This is a genomic window from Roseivirga sp. E12, assembly GCF_017592825.1.
GTDB lineage: Bacteria > Bacteroidota > Bacteroidia > Cytophagales > Cyclobacteriaceae > Roseivirga.
On record NZ_JAGFMD010000001.1, the window covers coordinates 817176 to 837541 of the forward strand.

At 41.0% G+C, this 20366-nt stretch carries 18 protein-coding genes; 4 read left to right on the forward strand and 14 right to left on the reverse strand.

From position 1 onward, the window contains the following. Positions 1-25: 25 nt before the first annotated feature. The 9 genes from J4E76_RS03495 to J4E76_RS03535 form a co-directional block, all read right to left on the reverse strand. Positions 26-2326 carry a family 65 glycosyl hydrolase domain-containing protein gene (locus tag J4E76_RS03495; protein ID WP_208501280.1) on the reverse strand — a complete coding sequence of 767 codons (2301 nt, stop codon included), beginning with the start codon at positions 2324-2326 and terminating at the stop codon, positions 26-28. Then, positions 2304-2981, reverse strand: a complete 678-nt coding sequence (pgmB, locus tag J4E76_RS03500; RefSeq protein WP_208501281.1) for a beta-phosphoglucomutase — start codon at positions 2979-2981, stop codon at positions 2304-2306. Before pgmB ends, J4E76_RS03495 begins: the two co-directional genes overlap by 23 nt. After that, positions 2978-3970: a carbohydrate kinase family protein gene (locus J4E76_RS03505; RefSeq protein ID WP_208501282.1), complete on the reverse strand. Its 993-nt coding sequence runs from the start codon at positions 3968-3970 to the stop codon at positions 2978-2980. Before J4E76_RS03505 ends, pgmB begins: the two co-directional genes overlap by 4 nt. Before the next feature lie 7 nt (positions 3971-3977). Beyond that, positions 3978-5576 carry a sodium:solute symporter gene (locus J4E76_RS03510; RefSeq protein ID WP_208501283.1) on the reverse strand — a complete coding sequence of 533 codons (1599 nt, stop codon included), beginning with the start codon at positions 5574-5576 and terminating at the stop codon, positions 3978-3980. A gap of 20 nt (positions 5577-5596) precedes the next feature. Next, positions 5597-6415, reverse strand: a complete 819-nt coding sequence (locus J4E76_RS03515) for a family 16 glycosylhydrolase (protein WP_236017264.1) — start codon at positions 6413-6415, stop codon at positions 5597-5599. Between the two features lie 138 nt (positions 6416-6553). After that, entirely contained in the window at positions 6554-7780 is a 1227-nt protein-coding gene (locus J4E76_RS03520; protein WP_208501285.1) for a family 16 glycosylhydrolase, read from the reverse strand. Positions 7781-7784: 4 nt separating this feature from the next. Continuing rightward, positions 7785-9347: a sugar porter family MFS transporter gene (locus tag J4E76_RS03525; RefSeq protein WP_208501287.1), complete on the reverse strand. Its 1563-nt coding sequence runs from the start codon at positions 9345-9347 to the stop codon at positions 7785-7787. A 30-nt stretch (positions 9348-9377) separates the two neighbouring features. Next, on the reverse strand, positions 9378-10244 hold the full coding sequence (locus J4E76_RS03530; RefSeq protein WP_208501289.1) for a family 16 glycosylhydrolase: 867 nt from the start codon (positions 10242-10244) through the stop codon (positions 9378-9380). Positions 10245-10321: 77 nt separating this feature from the next. Then, positions 10322-11218 carry a hypothetical protein gene (locus J4E76_RS03535; RefSeq protein ID WP_208501291.1) on the reverse strand — a complete coding sequence of 299 codons (897 nt, stop codon included), beginning with the start codon at positions 11216-11218 and terminating at the stop codon, positions 10322-10324. A 227-nt stretch (positions 11219-11445) separates the two neighbouring features. On the opposite strand from J4E76_RS03535, the gene J4E76_RS03540 reads away from it, so the two are divergent. After that, positions 11446-14316: a triple tyrosine motif-containing protein gene (locus J4E76_RS03540; RefSeq protein WP_208501293.1), complete on the forward strand. Its 2871-nt coding sequence runs from the start codon at positions 11446-11448 to the stop codon at positions 14314-14316. Here the strand turns inward: J4E76_RS03540 and J4E76_RS03545 are convergent, their stop codons facing one another. From J4E76_RS03545 to J4E76_RS21115, 5 genes are all read right to left on the reverse strand, one after another. Beyond that, positions 14317-15324 carry a LacI family DNA-binding transcriptional regulator gene (locus J4E76_RS03545; protein ID WP_208501295.1) on the reverse strand — a complete coding sequence of 336 codons (1008 nt, stop codon included), beginning with the start codon at positions 15322-15324 and terminating at the stop codon, positions 14317-14319. A 2-nt stretch (positions 15325-15326) separates the two neighbouring features. Continuing rightward, entirely contained in the window at positions 15327-15740 is a 414-nt protein-coding gene (locus tag J4E76_RS03550) for a (4Fe-4S)-binding protein (protein ID WP_208501296.1), read from the reverse strand. 118 nt (positions 15741-15858) lie between these two features. Beyond that, positions 15859-16419 (reverse strand): DUF922 domain-containing protein, encoded by a 561-nt coding sequence (locus tag J4E76_RS03555; RefSeq protein ID WP_208501298.1) that lies wholly within the window; start codon positions 16417-16419, stop codon positions 15859-15861. Between the two features lie 35 nt (positions 16420-16454). Then, positions 16455-17045: a YceI family protein gene (locus J4E76_RS03560; protein WP_208501299.1), complete on the reverse strand. Its 591-nt coding sequence runs from the start codon at positions 17043-17045 to the stop codon at positions 16455-16457. A gap of 85 nt (positions 17046-17130) precedes the next feature. Beyond that, positions 17131-17952 carry a LytTR family DNA-binding domain-containing protein gene (locus J4E76_RS21115; RefSeq protein ID WP_208501301.1) on the reverse strand — a complete coding sequence of 274 codons (822 nt, stop codon included), beginning with the start codon at positions 17950-17952 and terminating at the stop codon, positions 17131-17133. 124 nt (positions 17953-18076) lie between these two features. Between J4E76_RS21115 and J4E76_RS03570 the strand changes: the two genes are divergently transcribed. The 3 genes from J4E76_RS03570 to J4E76_RS03580 all read left to right on the forward strand — a co-directional run bounded on the left by J4E76_RS03570 (position 18077) and on the right by J4E76_RS03580 (position 20366). After that, the gene (locus J4E76_RS03570; protein ID WP_208501302.1) at positions 18077-19315 is read left to right on the forward strand and encodes a DEAD/DEAH box helicase; all 1239 of its coding nucleotides are present in this window, start codon (positions 18077-18079) and stop codon (positions 19313-19315) included. Between the two features lie 125 nt (positions 19316-19440). Further along, positions 19441-19806, forward strand: coding sequence for a VOC family protein (locus J4E76_RS03575; RefSeq protein ID WP_208501303.1), 366 nt, complete (start codon positions 19441-19443; stop codon positions 19804-19806). A gap of 233 nt (positions 19807-20039) precedes the next feature. Then, entirely contained in the window at positions 20040-20366 is a 327-nt protein-coding gene (locus J4E76_RS03580) for a PadR family transcriptional regulator (protein WP_208501304.1), read from the forward strand.

Sequence of the window (20366 nt, forward strand, 5' to 3'; positions counted from 1 at the left end):
CCTTTCTATACATTAATCACAGCTCTTAAGGCATATCAATGCTGATTTCACTATTCCCAGCTAACGAATGCTTTTTGTCAAAGACGTAAAGGTCTAGACTCACAGTTGAACCATTTTTTATAGTGACAGCAGTCTTCGAGGCCGAAATCTTAAGGTTACGCTCTCTGAATTTGATTTTGAAAGAGTACCCATCCCACTGATCTGGTAATGATGGACTAAAATAAAGCTCACCATCTCTTACCCTCATGCCAGCGAAACCTTTGGCAAAGGCCATCCAGGTGCCAGCCATTGAAGTGGTATGACATCCATCTTCAGTATCGTTGTTGTAATCGTCAAGGTCCAAACGAGCAGTACGGATGTACATCTCATAAGCTTTCTCCTTACGACCAAGCTTTGAGGCTAGTATACCATGAACACATGGGGATAGAGACGACTCATGAACCGTCAATGGCTCGTAAAAGTCAAAGTTCTTTTCAATGGTTTCTATATCGAACTCATCTTCAAAGAGATAAACTCCTTGCAGTGTATCGGCTTGTTTGATATAACAAGAACGAAGAATTCTGTCCCATGACCATTTCTGATTGATTGGTCTGTCTTCTGGATTCATATCATCCGTTTTGATTAATTCTTTATCCAAGAATCCATCTTGCTGCAAGAACACTCCCAGTTCTTCGTCATAGCCGAGGTACATATTATCCAATATGTGCTCCCACTTCTCGGTTTCTTCCGCTCCCTTGAAATTAATCTTCTCAAGTAAGGTTGCCAGCTTTGGATTGTCTCTGAATTGCTCCAAACCCTCCAATGTGTAGTTCAGGGTCCAAAGCGCCATCTTACTGGTATACCAATTGTTATTGACGTTATTCTCGTACTCGTTAGGGCCTGTAACACCAAGCATAACATACTGCTCTTTTGCTTTAGACCATTGAACGCGTTGTGCCCAAAAACGTGATATGCCAATCAATACTTCCAGTCCATAGTCAACCAGATATTCATTATCTCCGTGATAGTTAATATAATCGAAAATGGCATATGCAATAGCGCCATTTCTATGGATCTCTTCGAAGGTGATTTCCCATTCGTTATGGCATTCTTCGCCATTCATGGTTACCATTGGATATAAGGCTGCCCCATTAGTAAAGCCCAGCTTTTCAGCATTTTCAATGGCCCTTCCAAGGTGCTTATAGCGATACATAACTAGGTTTCTGGCTACTTCTTGATCGGAAGTGGCTAAATAGAAAGGCAAGCAATATGCTTCTGTATCCCAATAGGTACTTCCACCATACTTCTCACCAGTGAACCCTTTCGGACCAATGTTTAGTCTTTCATCTTTACCTGTATAGGTCTGGTTTAATTGGAAGATATTAAAGCGGATGCCTTGCTGAGATGAAACATCACCATCAATAGTGATATCACTTTTCTTCCAGCTCTCAATCCAAGCCGCTTTTTGTTCATCCATCAACGCATCAAAGCCAGTGCTCATGGCAGACTCCACTTGCAACTGACATTCCTTAGCAAGCATGCCTTTCTCAAAGTTCATGGAAGAAATATTCGCGGCATACTTGTAAATGGTGAAAGCCTGACCCTCTGAAACATTTCCGGTTTCAGTGACTTCTAGATACTTGTCACGATCAGCAGTTGATCTTCCATTAGAAGACCAAGCTCCCTCTATTTCAAAGGACATACCCGTTGCTACCCAAAAGTCTGTCTTCTTGGTGCTGGCTACTATATAGGAGAAATCGGGATTGGCGTTCTTAGACTGCTCTACCCAGAATTTTTCATCATAGTTAGAATCAGCATTGACCACGTCAAAATCTACATATGGAGTTACTTTTGCCTCACTCGAGAAGTTAAGCGGAGTCACTTGATATGCAATTGCACCTATTCTGTTGCGGACCATACTATTGAATCGCGTGGTAATCACGGAAACGGACTTTCCGCTTGGCAATGTTGCTGTGAAGGACCTCTGAAGGTAGCCTTCTTTCATATTTAGCTCTCTTCTGAAATCAGAGACCTCAGCTGTATGAAGATCGAGTGCTTCACCATCAAATTCAATATTGATTCCAATCCAGTTCGCAGCATTCAATACTTTCGCGAAGTACTCCGGGTAACCATTTTTCCACCATCCCACTCTCGTCTTGTCTGGGTAGTATACACCGGCAACATAGTTGCCTTGGAGTGTATCCCCTGAATATTGCTCTTCAAAATTGGCTCGGCCACCAAACATGCCGTTGCCAATGCTAAATATGCTTTCAGAAATTCTATTGTACTCAGGAACGAAGCCTTCTTCTATGATTGACCAAGGGTCATGCTTGATGTAACTCTTCATTACTATATAATGCTTTTAAAAAATCAATATCTACACTCGTTAAGTCGTCTACGACTATATCTGCTTCAGAAAGCACTTCTGGGTGTCCTACTCCAATACACTTCATACCACCAGCCTTAGCAGCCTTAACACCCGATATGGCATCTTCTAGTACCACACATTCATCTGGTGCAAAGCCAAGTTGTTCAGCTCCTTTTAAGAATACTTCTGGGTTGGGTTTTGACTTAGTAATTTGATTGCCATCCACAATGACCTTAAATACCTTGTCGAGCCCCACACACTTTAAGATTACTGGGGTATTCTTGCTTGCCGAACCTATTGCAATAGCAATGTTATTTGCTTTCAGTTTGTCTATAAACTCAACTACACCAGGAAGAATGTCTGCTGGTGTCATAGATGAGATAATGTCTACATAGATCGCATTCTTGCGCTCAGTGTATGCGTTGACCTCATCATCAGTTTTTTCTATGTTTCCTAAGGAAAGGATATGCTTCATGGATTCGAAACGACTCACTCCCTTTAGGTTCTCATTTTCCTTTTCATCGAAATCCACACCGACCTCTTCAGCCATGGCCTTCCATGCTGTGTAGTGCGCTGGTACAGTGTCTACTATAACACCATCCAAGTCAAAAATGCAGGCTTTAGGTAAACTCATTTAAAATTTGGGTAATGTCCTCTCATCATCTTCTCTGTTTCATCGAGGGACTTAAATACTTCGAAAGTTGTGCCTTGCGTACGTTGGGCACCTAACGCGTTGGCATACATTGCGGAAAGAATGAAGTTATCTCCGCCATCTTTTAATCCATAAGCCAGACCTCCAGCAAAAGAATCACCACAGCCTGTTGTATCGATTACTTGCTCCATGAAAATGGATGGCACAAACTCTTCTTTCAGTTCGCCATTTGGCTTGGTAAAGACTTTGCATCCTGAAGCATCTGTTGTAATAATCAAGGCTTTTGGCCCTCTATCCAGTATGTAATCTGCCATAGGTCTCAAGTGATCTTGACCTATATCGTCAAGGAGATCTGTTAGCTCAGACTCAGCGTATTCATGCTTATACCATGTGCACCAAGATTCTTCTAAATTCATCTTTAGCACATCGATGTATGGCAACCAAAGATCACGTTCAACCCAGAATTTCTTATGTCGATCACCACTTATGGTCATTGTATGGGTAGGTCCATGCCCATCAAATATGATGGTTCCCGAACTATGCTCTTTAAGATACTTCAGCGTATCTAAGACTATCTCGTGGTCAGTAATAGGTACAAAGACGAAAGCATCACAATCTATATATGGTGCCAGATCTTTAGGCATTATAGGGTTCATAAATGCTGTCTGCTTCTCTTCTCTGAAGTTCTGATCTATAAACTTCAGTTTAATTACATCGCCACTATCTGCCTCATCGCTCACTCCAGACATGTCAATGGCTGGGAATGGTTTGAAGATTTCTTGGACAGCTGGTGTATCAATTTTACGAATGTGAGAAATGGGGTAAACAGTGCCCTGATCTCTCAGCAATTGTGCAAGACCAATAACCGGATGCGTGATGCATCCATACTTTTCAATCACCTCTCCTCTATGAGTGGTGATGTGGTCTCTCGGGATGGGACCGACAACTGCTACTTTGTATTTTTTACTCATTTTTCAGCTAGCTAAAGTATATCCAAAGCGCTGCGATTATCGCAATAAGTACGATAGTTAACAAAGTATCGAGTTTCTTTTTCCCTGATTTCGTTTGCACTCCACGTTCGTATGTAATTCCGTCTGTTTTTTCGGCTGCCGGAGCAGGTGTCATAAGACTTACGATCACCAAAACAGCACTACAAATGACAAAGAGGAAAATGGCGAAATGAAGGAAATTTATGTCTGCATAATCAAACAAAAAGCCTGAAAGATCTTTCTTATTCAGCTCCAAAATAAAGCGCGCTCCACCGAGCACCAAGCCCGTCATCAATGAAGCCATAGCACCCTGAGCATTCAGCCTTTTGAAGAAGATACCCAACAGGAATACAGCAGCAATTGGCGGTGAAATATAACCTTGGACACTTTGCAGATAAACAAAGAGCTGATCACTTACATTCTGCATAAACGGTATCCAAAGCAGGCCAATACCCACCATGATTACTGTCGCTATTTGCCCCACTACTACTAGCTTCCTTTCGCTTGTTTCAGGCTTCCAACGCTTGTAAACGTCTATTGTAAAGATTGTTGAGCATGAGTTAAACACAGATGACAAGGAGCTCATCAAAGCCGCTAGGAGCCCAGCAATTACTAGGCCCCTGAGGCCAGCTGGCACCATAGCTTTTACCATTACGATCAATGATTGATCATTGCTTTCTAATTCTAGCAGGCCTTTCTGGGACAACGCATAAGCAATGATTCCTGGTACTACAAAAAGAAAAAGGGGCAGCATCTTTAAAAAGCCACCGAAAATTGTTCCCTTTCTAGCTTGCTCAATATTTCTTGCTGAGAGAACTCTTTGTACTATATATTGGTCAGTACACCAGTACCAGATACCAAGTATTGGCGCTCCAAAAAGTATACCTGTCCATGGAAAGTCCGGGTGATTCATCGGTTGCCACATATCAAAGTATCCTTCGCCTACTGTTGCCTGCAATTCACCCCAGCCGCCCAGTGCTTGAAGCCCAAAAACAGTAACCGCAATGGAACCGCCTATCAGCACAAACATTTGGATCATGTCAGTGTAAAGCACAGCTTTTAAGCCCCCAAAGATGGTATAGACTCCTGTAGCGACCACGATGATCAAAGCACCGGTCCAGAATGAGACACCAATCGCTGTAAAAACAATGGCACCTGCAGCAATGGTCACTGATATCTTTGTAAGGATATAGGCCGCTATTGACATCCAGGTTAGGTATGTTCTAGCACCTGAAGAATACCTCTTCTCTAAAAATTCTGGCATTGTAAAAACACCACTTCGTACATAGAACGGAACAAAAACCCAACCAAGCAGTAGTAGCATAAAGCCTGCTAGTATTTCGAACTGCCCCACGGCAACTCCAGAGCTGGCACCTGAGCCAGCAAGACCCACAAGGTGTTCGGAACCAATATTTGAAGCGAATAAGGATGCTCCGATAACAAACCAACCAACATTCTTACCTCCTAAAAAGTAATCTGAAGAAGATGAGTTGACTTTTTCTTTAAAAGTTGCCCAAGCAGCTATGCCAAAGACTATTAAAAAATAGAGTGCTATTATGACATAATCGAGACTAATTAAATCTACCATATCTGTTTAAGGTTGTTTGGTTAAAAAGCATATATCCGCACATAGTCTATTTCCATAGACTGCGGCCATATTGAGTCGTCAATTCCTCTTGAGCCTCCCCAAGAGCCACCAACGGCCAGATTTAAAATTACATGAAATGGATGATCAAATGGCCAATCATCAGAATCCTTACCAGTATTGTCAAAGGTGTGATAATACTCACCGTCTATAAACCAGTCAATTCTATCTTCTCGCCATTCAATAGCGTATTCATGAAATGTTTCCGAGGCATCTTCAATCATAGTTGAATCTCCTCTTTGTGTTCCATTCATATGATTGAATGATTGGGTATGGACTGTTCCGTAGATCATTCCTTGATTGTAGCCAACATGCTCCATGATATCAATTTCTCCACTACGCGGCCATCCTCCATACTTGTTGTTGCTAGGCAGCATCCAGATGGCTGGCCAAGTTCCTTTACCACTTGGCAATTTGGCACTTACCTCTACTCTGCCATACTTCCAGTCACCCTTTCCTTTACTAGCCACTTTAGCAGAAGAATAGGCACTATTCTCAATAGAATCGTGGACTGCAGTGATGATGAGCCTTCCATCCTCAATTTTCAAGTTTTGGGAATTTTCAGAGTAGTACTGTAGTTCGTTGTTCCCAAAGCCACAAAGTGCTGGGCAACCATCTCCGATAATCGCTGACCATTTTTCCTTGTCCAGTTCAGAACCGTTGAACTCATCGGACCAGACAAGGCCTGGTTGTTGTGAGTTACAACTCGAAAAAATCATTATCAAGACTAAGGCCAATAGTAAAGGGCTCTTAGTCTTCAATAACCTTTTGGTAAAAGTCATTCAATGTGTTTTAAATCAATGATGTTTCCTCCATTTCATTGTTTGCTACACAACTCAAAACTACAAGAAAAAGCCAAAGTCGAAATGACTTTGGCTTTTAAATAATCTATCAAACAAAAACGGATTCATTATATAAAATCACTCGGCAAGCTCGTATACTCTTACATAGTCTAATACAAACTGCTGAGACTCAATACTAGGGTCTATTGCCCCACCCATACCACCGCCCATGGCGAGGTTAACAATAAGGTTCTGAGGTTTGGCAAATGGCCATTCCAGCTCATCACCTGTCTTGTCGTAGGTATAGTAGTACTCTCCATCTAAATAGGCTTTGATACCTTCAGGAGTCCACTCTATGGTATAGTTATGGAAGGTATTGGTCATATCCTCTACCTCCTTTACAGCAGTAATATGGGTACCTTCTTTAAAGTAGTACGTTCTCGTATGGCATGAAGCGTGGTTAATACCGTTTCCGGTCTCATCATCAATTTCGCTACCAATATTCTCTAAAACATCGATTTCCCCACAATAAGGCCACGACAGTTCATCTCTGTAATCATCTCCGAGCAACCAACCTGCTGCCCAAGTTCCATCTAGCGATGGTGATTTAGCACGAAACTCTATTTTCCCGTAAAGGAAACTTACTTTTCCGCGAGTCGTTAGGCGAGCGGAAGTCCACTCCTGACCCATATCATTTTTATGCGCCTCTATGATTAAGTTGCCATCTTCAAGGCGGGCATTTTCACGTCTGTCTTTTGTATAGTACTGCGGTTCGTTGTTACCCCAACCCCAATTACCAACATCATATGTCCATTTGGTGGCATCAGGTGCTCCTTCTCCCTCAAATTCATCAGACCATACAAGTCTCCACTCCGAACCTGAAGTGTTTTGTGCCATTGAAGTTGGTGTATACTCATGATCAATCATTTTGGTGAATTGAACACGATCAACTTCGACTTCTCCAGAAAAATGAAGCTTCATATTATGCTTTCCTACATTTAACGGACTGCCATCCTTTCCGGCTAGCGTAAACGCATTAGCATTTACATTAACAGCACCAGTAATATTATATGTTCTTCCATCTGGGTTATCGTGATAATCCTCAACCCAAACCGATCCATTGCCCTTGGCGAAAAACTCCGTTTTATATCGACCCACGGAATCCACCTCAAGCTCAAAGGTTACCCAACCATCACCAGAAGCAGTAACTCCTGCATTAGTCTTTTGAATATTACCTGAAGAAGCCATGAAATTCTCAGTTTCAAAGACCAGTTTACCGTCACTGGAATCTTCATAGGAAGTAGCGATACACCCTGAACAAAGTGCTAGAATAGCTAATCCTGAAATACCCTTTAATAATTTCATATACCTACTGTTTTACTAAGATCTTTTCTAACTCCTCAAGACTTTTACCCTTTGTCTCAGGTACTTTCAGCAGAATGAAGACTAAGCCAAATACGGCAAAGACGCCATAAATCAAGAAGGTCATTGAACTACCTAAAGTTGATAACTCCCATGGAAATACCGATTGCACTCCTGCACTTACCATTGAATTGACAAAGCCCACGAATGAAATGGCAATTGCCTTGATTGATAGTGGAAATAACTCTGAAAAAAGCACCCACATGACTGGACCTAAGGAGATCGCAAATGACGCAATAAAGCCCAGAATCCCAACAAGAATCAATGTTGGGTTCATATCGATAGCTGCTGTAATCAACTCAGACTCATAGATTTTTGCTTGTTCATTACCTAGCGCACTTCTCAATGCTTCTTTGTAAACAACATCGTTCTCAAAAGCATTACCCACGATATTCTGAAGTTTGGCAACTTCAATATCCGCTGATAGATTAACCAGATTTTCCTCCTTCAATTCGTAAGTGGCCTGATTGAAGCCATATGCTATAATGAACATGAAAATGGCAATACCTGCTACTCCTACAGAGAGTAGCTTCTTACGGCCTAACCTGTCTATATAAATCATGGCGATCACAGTGAAAACCAGATTTACAAGCCCAACGATAATAGCTTGTTGAAAAGCTGCATCGGTTCCACCACCGGTCTGTTCGAAAATCATTGGTGCGTAAAAGAATACAGAATTAATCCCCGTAATCTGTTGTAGAATCCCTACGACAAGGCCAATGGTCAATACAAGGCCCATGGCTGGTTTGAAGAGCTCTGTCAACTTTGCTTTGGGTTTATCTTCATCAGCTGCTAAGGCAGCCTTAACACCTGCAGCATCCGCTTCAGCTTCTTCGGCACTTCTAAACATCTTCATCACAGACAGAGCTTCATCATTATGCCCTTTCATTAATAGCCATCTCGGGCTTCTTGGAACAGCATAAAGTCCAAAGAAGTAGAGTACGGCAGGAAGCGCTTCTAGTCCCAGCATCCATCTCCAATTGTGCTCTCCTATACCCAGACTTTCTACCCAAGTAGCGTCTGAGTCTCCCAATGACAGAATTAAATAGTTTGTGAAAAATGCTAGTGAGATCCCAATTACAATATTGAGCTGATTGAAAGAAACCATGGTTCCTCTAATCTTAGGAGGTGCTATTTCAGCGATATACATCGGGGCTAAAATCAAGGAAGCACCTACGCCTATTCCTCCGAGCATTCTGAATCCCAAGAACAAGATAAAGTTTGGGGCTAGTGCTGAACCCACTGCAGATATTGTGAAAATAACTGCACAAGCTTTCAATACTACTCTTCTACCGAAACGATCACTGATAGTACCAGAGAAAAGCATTGCTACAGCCGCAATGAAGGTTAATGAACCAACAGAAAGCCCCAGTTGGGCATCTGTCATATCAAATTCTATTTGTACAAACTTGTTAACACCTGAAATAACGGATGCATCGAAGCCCATTAGTAAGCCGCCTAGTGCCACAATTGCAGCGACTTTATAGGTAAATCGTGATTGACTTTTCATAAGAAGAGGTTAAGTAAAACAACTCAGGCCTTATTGAAAGACCCGAATGTAATCTACAATTAAATGCTGGGGAAAGTTAGTCGAGTTGTCTGGCGATCCCGGCCAGTTACCTCCCACCGCGACATTGAAAATAAAGAAGAAACTGTTTCTAAATTCACTAAGCTGAGCCGGTGTTGTATCAATAGCATGGTACTCTTGATTATCCATATACCATGTTATGCGAGATGATGTCCAAACAATCGAAAAGACATGGAATTCATCGTTAAAGGTCCCAGAGGGCAATGTTACATCACCACCAAAATTTGCGTGTTGCCCATCATGTTGCCAATGCACTGTGCCATGAACAGTATTCTCACGTCCACTACCACCAATCATTTCCATGATATCAATTTCACCAGATGCAGGCCATCCAACAGAAGTAAAGTTTGAGCCTAACATCCAAAGTGCAGGCCATATACCCTGTCCTTTAGGCAAGGCAGCTCGAATATCTACACGGCCGTATTGGAAGCTCTGCTTCCCTCTCGTAATCATTCGAGTAGAAGTATAATTGCTTCCCTGAAAGTTTTCCTCTTTGGCTTCGATTACTAAATGCCCATCTTGGGTAAATGCATTCTGAGAACGGTAATATTGAAGCTCATTATTACCCCAGCCATTGTCTCCAGTTCCAATTTCAAAAGTCCAATCAGATTGATTAATTGTACTTGAAGAAAAGTCATCTTCCCAAACCAAGTTCATATTGGGATAAGAAGTAGGAGACGTAAAGCCTGTAGCGGGTATAGCTACACCAGTATCGGTGCCATCGTCATTATCATCAGGAGTACCACCGTCACCTCCTGAATCACAGGACATAATTCCTAGAATTAAGCCCATGCAGCCTATTCTTAGAAGCTCTTTCATAGCATTGAGTATAAAAAAAGCACCCACCCTACACTATGAATGAATTCACAGGAGAGCAGGCGCCTTAAAAGAGCGTCTTATTGTCTTATTAGTCTGAATGTCCAGTGAACACCAGCAACAGTCTCAATTCTTAGTTCCATTCTAAGTTCTCCGTTAGATTCTGTAACAGATTGAACTTGGTAAGTAATTGAAGCCTGAAAATCCGTAGCACCGATATGGTTACCAAGCTCTCCAGCGTTGGTTACTTTAGGTAAACCTAAGTAAGAAGCAGAACCATTAACAGTTAGAGATGCACCGTTGAAAGAGTATGTAAATGAACCACCATTGACTGGGGCTACTGGAGCGCCACAAGCATCTCCACCACCTTGCCATCCTTCGATCCAGGTATCAGCACCTACAGCAATCGTAAATGATCCATCACTTCCAAAGGTGTACGTATCATCGTAGAAACATGCTCTTGTTGTTACATCTCCTGCAGAGATAGACCACCATTCACCGCTACCTGGGTTCGGTCCAACCGCCAAAGAACCAGCAACAGGCTCCATTGTCCAAGTACCTGTGATGTCTGGAATAGCACTAGCAACTGTAAAATCAGTAGAAGCAGTTCCTGTGTTACCATTAGTATCAGTAGCAGAAACAGTGATTGTATGATCACCCGCTGTTAAACCGGTAGCTGAGATAGTTCCATCCCAGTTATCACCTGTTGGAGTCAGCGTTCCGTTGGCGACTTGAGCTCCGCCAGATACAATATTCCAAGTACCACTTGCAAGCGTACTGGTTGTACTTCCTTCAGCACCGTCACTAAATGTCACGCTTAAGGTGAAAGTACCACCTTCTACTAAACCATCCATTGCACCTAAAGTGATAGAAGGTTCTACATCGACTACAGAGAAGTCTGCGTTTCCGTTGTCGCAAGAAGCGACTGCCACTACTATTGCGAGTGACATCAAGCTTAAGAGAAATTTATTTTTCATAGTGTTAATTTTGTCTCAATGTCTCATACAATTGACATCATAGCAAGAAAACTACCTTCACAAGAACTCATCACTACTAGAAAATTTAATACTACAATACCTCATCAACACATAGTAATTATTTGGTTTAAAGCTAATAATGACCATTTTTATGAAATCAAAATATGCACATTCTAAATATTCAATTTCTCAATACATTGCTTAAAGAGCGAACTACTTAAGACCAAATGAAATCAATAAGGTTTGTATTTTTTGTTGCCATTACGCTTATGGCGCAGCCGACTTTCGCACAATACAATGAATTGAGTGGTCTCCCGCTGATTCAAAATTATGGTTCGGAAGAATACAATGCAGGAATACAGAACTGGTCAATAATTCAACAGTCCAATGGTTTATTATATATAGCAAATAACATGGGTCTGTTAGAGTATGATGGTCATACTTGGGAGAGCTATACCGTTCCGAATAAAACGAAAATCAGGAGCTTGTTTATAGATAAAAATGACAATATCTATGTAGGCTCCCAGAGAGATTTTGGCTATTTCTCTGCAGACAAGTCGGGAACTCTAGCATATACGTCCTTAGCCGATTCATTACCAGATAAATTTCGTGATTTTGACGAGACATGGAAGATTTATGGGCAAGACGAACTTGTTTACTTCTGCACCTTTTCAGAAATATTTGTCTATGATGGAAACAATATCGAGGTTATTTCATCTGACTTCCCTTTAGAAATATCCTTCTTCCACAATAACGAATTGTATTCACAAGAGTGGGGCAATGGACTTTCCAAGCTTCAAGGAGGTGCTCTTCGGCTGGTGAGTAATGGAGAATTCTTCAGCGACAAGCGTATCTCAAACATATTCAATTATGACAATGAAAACTGGTTGATAAGCACTTTTGACCATGGCCTATTTATGTATAACAATGGTACCATCAAGGCAATGTCAATTGACCCAAGCTTAGACTTAAGAAGGCTCATTGTCAACTATTCCACTCGACTGAGTAACGGACAAATCGCCTTAGGAACACAAAATGGCGGCTTGATCATCATTAATAAGGAAGGACAACTCATTCGGCAAATAGATCAGTCTACCGGTCTGAGAGACCGAACCGTCAACTTCATTTATGAAGACCTTCAAAGCAATTTATGGTTAACCCTCAACAATGGTCTTTCGCGAGTAGACCTTAATTCTCCTTTCACACTGATCAATGAACGCATGGATATCAGTGGCTCTGGGTACACAGCATTAAAAGCCCCAGAAGGAACTTATTTAGGTACTAACAATGGTCTTTATCTTTTCAAAGATGGCCTCATGAGCTTTATAGAAGGTACTGCTGGGCAGGTCTACTCTGTTCAGCGCATTGCTGATAGGCTATTCATCGGACACCATAATGGCCCTATGGAAATAAGAAATGGAAAGTCAATTCAACTCTATGGAGAAAAGGGTGCTTGGGTATTTAAACGCCACCCTCAAAAGATGGATGTAATCTTTGAAGGTACTTATTTGGGACTTAATCGCTTCGATCTTTCCGAAGTTCAAGAGGCAGCATTTGAAAAATTAGAAGGGTTTAGAGAGTCTTCTAGGATCATGGAGTTTGATGATGACTACTTATGGGTTACACAAGGCTATAAAGGGGCCTTTCGACTTGAGTTATCAGAAGATTTAAAAACCATCGAGAATGTTAAGCTTTATAATAGTCAAAATGGCTTTCCTTCAGATTTGCTTATCAACGTCTATAAGATTAATAACAAGCTAATATTCACTTCCGAAAGGGGCTTCTTTCAGTATAACAGCGAAAAGGACTTTTTCGAGCCTCTAGAAAACTTCAACGAGCTTCTTGGTACAGAGTCCTCAATCGTTGATATGGAAACTGATGAAATCGGAAACATTTACTTTATAGAAAGTAATAAGTTAGGAATACTTGAGCCTAAGGGAGATTTCGATTATGACCTATCGACTAACTCATTTAATAAGATTAGAAACCTCTTAAATGATGACCTCGGGAATATCACAGTAATAGACAACGACAATGTTTTGATTGGGGCTCGTGAGGGTTTTATTCATTATGCTCGCAGCAAAGATGTGCCTAAGCGTAATGCCTTCAACATTATGTTTAGAAATGTAACCAACTCAGGCAAGATTGACTCGACCCTTGTTAATGGTCATATGACTGAACAGTCAGGGGTACCTAAATTCAGGTTTTCGCAAAACTCTTTCGCGTTCAGTTTTGCCGCTCCACATTTTGAGAGTAACAATCAGGTTAACTATCAGTTCAAACTTGACGAATACGATGAAGAATGGTCGGATTGGACTGCTTCAAACTTTAAGGAATATACCAACTTGAGAGAAGGCAATTATACCTTTTCCGTTCGTGCCAAAAACATCTTTGATCAAGAAACTGAGACCATTGGCTACGAATTCGAAGTGACCCCTCCTATTTATCGAACAACATTCGCATATGCCTTCTACGGTCTGGGAAGTCTAATGCTCCTTTTTACTGGGTTCAAGACATTAGAGGCACGCTATAAAAAGAATGCACAACGGTTGGAAGACGTCAAAAATCAAGAGATAAAAGAAAAAGAGTTCCAGATCGAACATATCACTCTAAAATCTGAAGAAGAAATCATCAGACTCAAAAATGAAAAGCTTACTACCGAAGTAGGTCTAAAAAGTCAGGCCCTCACCTCCTCCGCAATGAACCTGATTCAGAAAAATCAATTACTCAATCAGATAAAGAACACACTAAAAAACCTGAATAAGGAAATAGAGGAAAAGCAACACGTTACTCAACTCAACAGAATTGTTAAGTCTATAGACCGCGACCTAGCATCTGGAGAAGAATGGGGACAGTTTCAGGATAACTTTGATCAAGTGCATGGTCAATTTATTACCAGACTCAAAGAGGCATTTCCTGGCTTAACTCCTCAGGAACTAAAATTCAGTGCCTACATCCGAATGAACCTGAACACAAAAGAAATTGCCAACCTATTAAACATCTCTGTTCGAGGTGTTGAGATTGGTCGTTATAGGGTCAGAAAAAAACTAAAACTAGAACGCAAGGATAACCTCAGCGACTTTATACTTCGGTTTTAATTAGCGCGAAGAATCTCTAATGATAACTCTGGAATCAAACTTCCTCTTCTTTAAATGTGGTGGGATGTGTTTATTCTGAATGACTTTGAATAAAAGATCTGCCGCAGCCTCTCCCATTTCAATAGGCTCATGAGTTACACTGGTAAGGTGTGGTTCTACAATTTCGCACAAATTGCTATTCCCAAAGCCTACCACCGAAACATCTCTCGGAACGTTGAGCCCCATGCTTTTCAATTTCAAAATAGCTTCAACAGCCAGTTCATCACTAAAAGTGAACAGCGCATCTGGCCCCTTCTTAGGGTCAGCAAACATCTTTTCTATGATCTCACCATGGTCATTTTCTGGTTTTGTGAAAACAACATAGTCCTCATTGATCTCATAGTCATAAGTCTTCAAGGCTTCCATATAACCTTCATAACGACTCTTACTTATACCCAACAAGCCTGGTCCACCCAAATGGGCAATTCGCTTTCTACCGCGTTTAATCAAGTGCTCGACAGCTTGAAAACCTCCTGTGAAGTCATTGGCTTCAACTGTAGGCATATCAAATCCAGGAGCAATTCTGTCAAAGAAAACAAATGGAGTGTCATAGGCCTCAAGCATTTCAAGGTGCTCATATTCCTTAGTTTCGCTAGAAAGAGAAAGGATCACCCCTTCTACCTTACATGAAAGTAAGGAGCGAATCTGATCTATCTCATTATGATAGTCTTCATTCGATTGACAAATAATTGTGAAGTAACCATTGTCACTCACCACCTTTTGAATTCCATCAATAGCTGAAGCAAAAAACGAACTTGTTATATGCGGAACAAGAATGCCTATCGAATTGGATTTCTTAGTACGAAGGCCAGCAGCAATAAAATTCGTTTGGTACTTTAATTCCTTAGCCTTAGCCGATACGACTTTCTTAGTCTCCTCACTAATGTTCGGATGGTCGTTCAATGCCCTTGAAACAGTTGAAGGAGAAATGCGCAGAGCAGTTGCAATATCTTTAATGGTAACAGCCATAGTTAATTATCTTTCGGTTGAGCGTGCGTTCCGTCACAATAAGGGAAATTCTTTGACCTATTACACCTACAAAACGAAACAGTTTCATGAAAAAGCTTAGTCTCTTTCCTTTCATGTACTGTCGCACCTCCTTTGACTATTAAAGGGCCGCCAGGGATTAATGTAACTTCCTGATTACTTTTATCATCTTCCTTAAACCTCACTCCCTTTATACTCAGAGCCTTTGATGGGCACTCCCTCACTAGGCTGACAATCTCCTGTGAAGTAGCCGAAGTCATACTGACCCAAGGTCTTTGTTTAAGGTTGAAAACCTTTGGCAAGCCTCTCAGGCAAATTCCGGAATGTATACATTGTTCAGGCTTCCATACAACGGTCACCTCGTCATTCGTATACTCCTTTATTACCTGTTCGCCCATAATAATAGTCGATTAAACACTCAAATTAGTGTAAAGTCATCACTTATAGAAACCCGAAACAGAGATAATTGTTTGTACACAGAATTATAGATATTAATAAATTAACATTTATTAATATCTACATGTATTCATGCAATCGTTGCAACTCTGAAGAAACAAAGATTTGCCACCTCTTCTGCTCTTTAAGGACAGCACCATGATTAGTTTCATCATCGTACTCAAAAGATTTTTCATTGAACTTGGCCAACAAATATTTTATAGCCTTTCGATATTCTGCCAAATCTGTCACTCCTTTATCCCCCATGGCGGCAATCTGCTTCCTTAACATTCGACCATACATTTCGGCTATATCAAAGTGGAGTTTCTCATGTGCAAATAGCGTTGAATCGGTAGTGGTTGTTGTCCACGAATCCTCGATTTTGAACAGCACATAAACTTCAAAACTCGGCTTTCCCTTACTCATTCCTCCTCTTATGGAATGTGTGACAGCAGTAAGCGCTGAGGCATTCATCACTTCCGTATCCAATCGTTCATAGTCTAACCATGTGATTGGCCTCTCCTCACTCCACGGAATGTATTTAGTAGTATCTACTTTCAGATACTTTCCATTTTGGGCTAATACAAGGTTTGAGAGAAGAACAAGCTCGAAAATCAAGCCTAACCTTAGAAGTTTGCACATACACAAATGAATGTGCTGCTCATCATTATATCAAGTTAATCTCCTTTAACTTTTGCCTTCCTAGTCCAGAAATCTACTTCAACCCCAATGTTGTCACCGATGAAGTTCTTGATCGAAGTATGTTTAAAACCCACACCGACACCGAAATCTTTTCGATTGAGCTTCCATTCAAAACTTATGGCAATCTCACTCTTTCCTAGCTTGTTAGCTCTAAAAGGAATTTCGACAGCCTTTGTAACGCCATGCATGGTGAGATTACCATGAAGCTCATAAGCCTCTCCTATCTGTTCAATGCTAGTGCCTTCAAAAACAATCTCGGGATACTTTTCTACATCGAAGAAGTCTTTGGATCTCAGGTGATCATCTCGATCTGAAATACCTGTATCTATACTCTTAGCCTGAATGACAAATCTAACTTTCGATTTGACAAAGTCTGTATCGTCATAATCCATGTAAAGCTGAAAGTCCATAAACTTCCCTCGAACTTTAGTGATGCCTCCCGCAATGGGCACAACAAAACCTATGGTAGAATGATTGGGCTCAACATTTAATTTGACGATAGCATCATCTCCATAAAATGAAATTGAAAGTGCTACAACGAGGGTGACTAGTTTTAGAATTCGCATGTTCTTGATCTTTTTTGGTCAAGAATACGCCATCAAAATGCCTCAGTTGACAAAATGTGGCCAAATGCATTTTTTAAGGGCGAAACTAAACCTTAATAGAATCCTCAATTGACTTTTTGAAAGAGCGGCTAAGTTTTAGTGTCGTCTGGTCTTTCAATAAGACTTCGTATTGACCATTGCCTTGCCTGATTGCGACCACTTCTTCGAGTGCCACAATTGTTGATCTGTGAATCCTTTTGAAGTGCTCGCTATCTAGCTTTGTTTCGATCTCTTTGAGGGGCATGCGCACCAAATGAAAACGATCCGAAACCCACACTTTTATGTAATTATCATAGGCCTCTATCCAACGTATATCATCCACTGACAAGAAGCTAACTAAGCCAGACTCTTTAATCTTTATTTGGGTCCAGTATTCAGGTTTAGGAACACCACCATTTTCCCTCTTAAAGACCATTGTTCTCCAAACGAAGGTAAAGAGCAAAAATGCCATCAACTCGAAATGAAGCCATTTTGATAACAAAAACCGATAGGAACCCCAGAAGGGATTTTCAGTCCATTGATAGATTTGCAACCAATTTAGCACGTGCATAACAAACAGATGAAGCAGACTTACCAATGCTGCAAAGAACATATATACAACGATCCGCTTGGTCGAGTTTATATGAGTTGAAAAGGCAAATTTGTTTGCAAAGAGCACCAATGGAAAACTGAGCAAATAGGTATAAAAAGTCCCAAAAGAATTAATAAGATTGGCAGTATAAGGAAACGGATAACTGCTATTGTAGAAGATATAATATTGCAGAAACTGAATGCCGGCAATAAGGGTGAACAATAGAAATACCCACGCCAATAATTGCCCGGGAGTCATTGGTCTCTTGGTGGTCAGGAGCTTTTTGAATGTAGTCACGCAGAAAGTTAATCAAGAATTTGAATCTAGAATCATCGCAATTTGATGCTTCAGACGAGACAAGGCACAAAACAATGATAAAATTTGAATCAAATGGTGCCTATATAAGGTATCTTTGCGCTCTATGAAGTTCGAAGAATATCGCATAGCCGATGGCATCAAAACTAGCATCAGCAAACTTGGCTACAAAAAGCCAACGGATATTCAGTATAAGTCTATCCCTGCCGTTCTTAAAGGTGAAGACGTCTTGGCCATTGCTCAAACGGGTACAGGTAAGACTGCAGCCTTTGCGATACCTATTCTTCATCTGCTTCAAGAACGCAAATCTGCCAAACTCAGACCTGACGGTATAAAGTGCCTGGTAATGGCTCCTACTCATGAACTCGCTTTACAAATTGAAGATGTGTTTAAAACGCTTGGCAAGCACACCAAGGTAAATACATTGTGCATTCATGGTGGTGTAGATCAAGCACCACAAATCCAGCAGTTAGAAAAGGGGGTGGATGTACTCGTTGCCACTCCTGGTCGAATGTTTGACTTGGTTAGTCAAGGTGCCTTAAAACTGTCTCGCATCGAAATTCTGGTATTGGACGAGGCAGATCATATGCTCGACCTAGGCTTTATCAAGGACATCAGGGACTTAATGCGTCACTTGCCTAAGCGAAGACAAACCTTGTTCTTTTCTGCCACCATTAACCCTGAGATTAAGAAACTCGCCTACTCTTTGGTAACCAATGCTATCCGGATTCAGATTTCCCCAAAGAATCCAGTGGCCAAGAACATCGAACACGCAGTTGCTTATGTCGAAATGGACGACAAGCGCTTCTTTTTGGAAAACATGATCAACAATGATCCAGAAAAGAAGATGTTAGTATTTGTTCGAACCAAAGTAAGGGCTGAACGAGTAAAAAAGGCTCTTGAAAGAGTTAAGCTAGTTTCTGACACGATCCACAGTGACAAGCTACAAGCCGAGCGTGAGCAAACGATGAGGAGCTTCCGCAAAGGAGAACTCAAAGTACTTATAGCCACAGATGTCAGCGCAAGAGGTATTGATGTACCTAACGTTGAATACGTTATTAATTATGACCTGCCCGAATCGTCCGAAAACTATGTACACCGTGTGGGCAGAACAGGCCGCGGTAGAGAAAAGGGGCAAGCAGTGTCTTTCTGCAGCAGAGAAGAGAAAGAACAACTCGAGGCTATTGAAGAGGCTTTGGGAAAGAAAATCCAGAGGATCGAAATATCGAAAGGAGAATACCAACTCATTTTAGACACCACAGAAGATACTTCCGACAATTGGAAACTCTTAATGCGCGAGGCTGAATCGTCCAAAGACAATAGGCGCAAAAAGAAGAAGAAATAATCTTCCCAATACTCAAAACAGATTCTGGAACTCGCCATCCATTAGAGTTAATTGATAATTTGTGTTCTTCACACGTGCATCTCTGATTAAAAAATCAGAAATTGAATTAATCAACTCAAAAAAATATGGACAATCCAGTACAATGGTTTGAGATTGCTACTACAGATCTCGAACGCGCAAAAGATTTTTATTCAACACTTTTTAAACTAGACTTTCAATTCATTGAAATGCCGGACAGCAAGATGTATATGTTTGGTGCACCAGGTTTACCTGGTTCTTCTGGCTCTTTAGTGCAGACCTCTGAAAGTAAACCCAGTTCCGAAGGCACAGTAGTTTATTTTACATGCGAAGATGTAGCCAACCAATTGGCGCAAGTAGAAGGTGCTGGTGGTAAAATTGTTATTCCCAAGACTGACATTGGAGAATTTGGGTTCTTTGCACACGTAATAGATACAGAAGGCAATAGAATTGGCCTTCACTCAAACGTTTAGCCCTATTCTGCTTTCATGGAACAGGAGTTACTGACAATTCGGTAACTCCTTTTTCTATTTCATACCATCTTATTAAAAGGCAGCTCCTCTCCTCTTCTACCTCAAGTATTTTTTTCGTTAGTCGTGCATCCTTTGATTAACAAAGGGGTCTCTTCATCAGGTTTCTTATTAAAACTGCAATTACGAATAATATATTTTTGTATATTTACTGCAATTACGAATAATATAGGAAAATGAAGAAAACGAAACTTGGTGAATTTGAAGAGCTGGTATTGATGACTGTGGTAGTTCTACAAGCTGACGCTTATGGCGTAGAGATCAAGCGAGAACTTGAAAGCCGACTTAACGAAACGCTTAGCGTTGGCTCCATTCAGTCGGCCCTTAAACGCATGGAAGAAAAAGGCTTTCTCAAATCGGAGTTTGGCGAAGCAAGTCAAAAGCGAGGTGGCAAACGAAAACGTATCTACCAAGCTACCCCACATGCCCACAAGGTATTGCAAGAAATGAAAGATGTACGCTCACAGTTATGGGCATCCATGCCATCAATGGTAAGATCATAA

Bases quoted from the DNA above. Each gene is read 5' to 3' on its own strand.
- J4E76_RS03495 (WP_208501280.1), bottom strand. From the start codon at position 2,326: ATGAAGAGTTACATCAAGCATGACCCTTGGTCAATCATAGAAGAAGGC.
- pgmB (WP_208501281.1), bottom strand. From the start codon at position 2,981: ATGAGTTTACCTAAAGCCTGCATTTTTGACTTGGATGGTGTTATAGTA.
- J4E76_RS03505 (WP_208501282.1), bottom strand. From the start codon at position 3,970: ATGAGTAAAAAATACAAAGTAGCAGTTGTCGGTCCCATCCCGAGAGAC.
- J4E76_RS03510 (WP_208501283.1), bottom strand. From the start codon at position 5,576: ATGGTAGATTTAATTAGTCTCGATTATGTCATAATAGCACTCTATTTT.
- J4E76_RS03515 (WP_236017264.1), bottom strand. From the start codon at position 6,415: ATGACTTTTACCAAAAGGTTATTGAAGACTAAGAGCCCTTTACTATTG.
- J4E76_RS03520 (WP_208501285.1), bottom strand. From the start codon at position 7,780: ATGAAATTATTAAAGGGTATTTCAGGATTAGCTATTCTAGCACTTTGT.
- J4E76_RS03525 (WP_208501287.1), bottom strand. From the start codon at position 9,347: ATGAAAAGTCAATCACGATTTACCTATAAAGTCGCTGCAATTGTGGCA.
- J4E76_RS03530 (WP_208501289.1), bottom strand. From the start codon at position 10,244: ATGAAAGAGCTTCTAAGAATAGGCTGCATGGGCTTAATTCTAGGAATT.
- J4E76_RS03535 (WP_208501291.1), bottom strand. From the start codon at position 11,218: ATGAAAAATAAATTTCTCTTAAGCTTGATGTCACTCGCAATAGTAGTG.
- J4E76_RS03540 (WP_208501293.1), top strand. From the start codon at position 11,446: ATGAAATCAATAAGGTTTGTATTTTTTGTTGCCATTACGCTTATGGCG.
- J4E76_RS03545 (WP_208501295.1), bottom strand. From the start codon at position 15,324: ATGGCTGTTACCATTAAAGATATTGCAACTGCTCTGCGCATTTCTCCT.
- J4E76_RS03550 (WP_208501296.1), bottom strand. From the start codon at position 15,740: ATGGGCGAACAGGTAATAAAGGAGTATACGAATGACGAGGTGACCGTT.
- J4E76_RS03555 (WP_208501298.1), bottom strand. From the start codon at position 16,419: ATGTGCAAACTTCTAAGGTTAGGCTTGATTTTCGAGCTTGTTCTTCTC.
- J4E76_RS03560 (WP_208501299.1), bottom strand. From the start codon at position 17,045: ATGCGAATTCTAAAACTAGTCACCCTCGTTGTAGCACTTTCAATTTCA.
- J4E76_RS03570 (WP_208501302.1), top strand. From the start codon at position 18,077: ATGAAGTTCGAAGAATATCGCATAGCCGATGGCATCAAAACTAGCATC.
- J4E76_RS03575 (WP_208501303.1), top strand. From the start codon at position 19,441: ATGGACAATCCAGTACAATGGTTTGAGATTGCTACTACAGATCTCGAA.
- J4E76_RS03580 (WP_208501304.1), top strand. From the start codon at position 20,040: ATGAAGAAAACGAAACTTGGTGAATTTGAAGAGCTGGTATTGATGACT.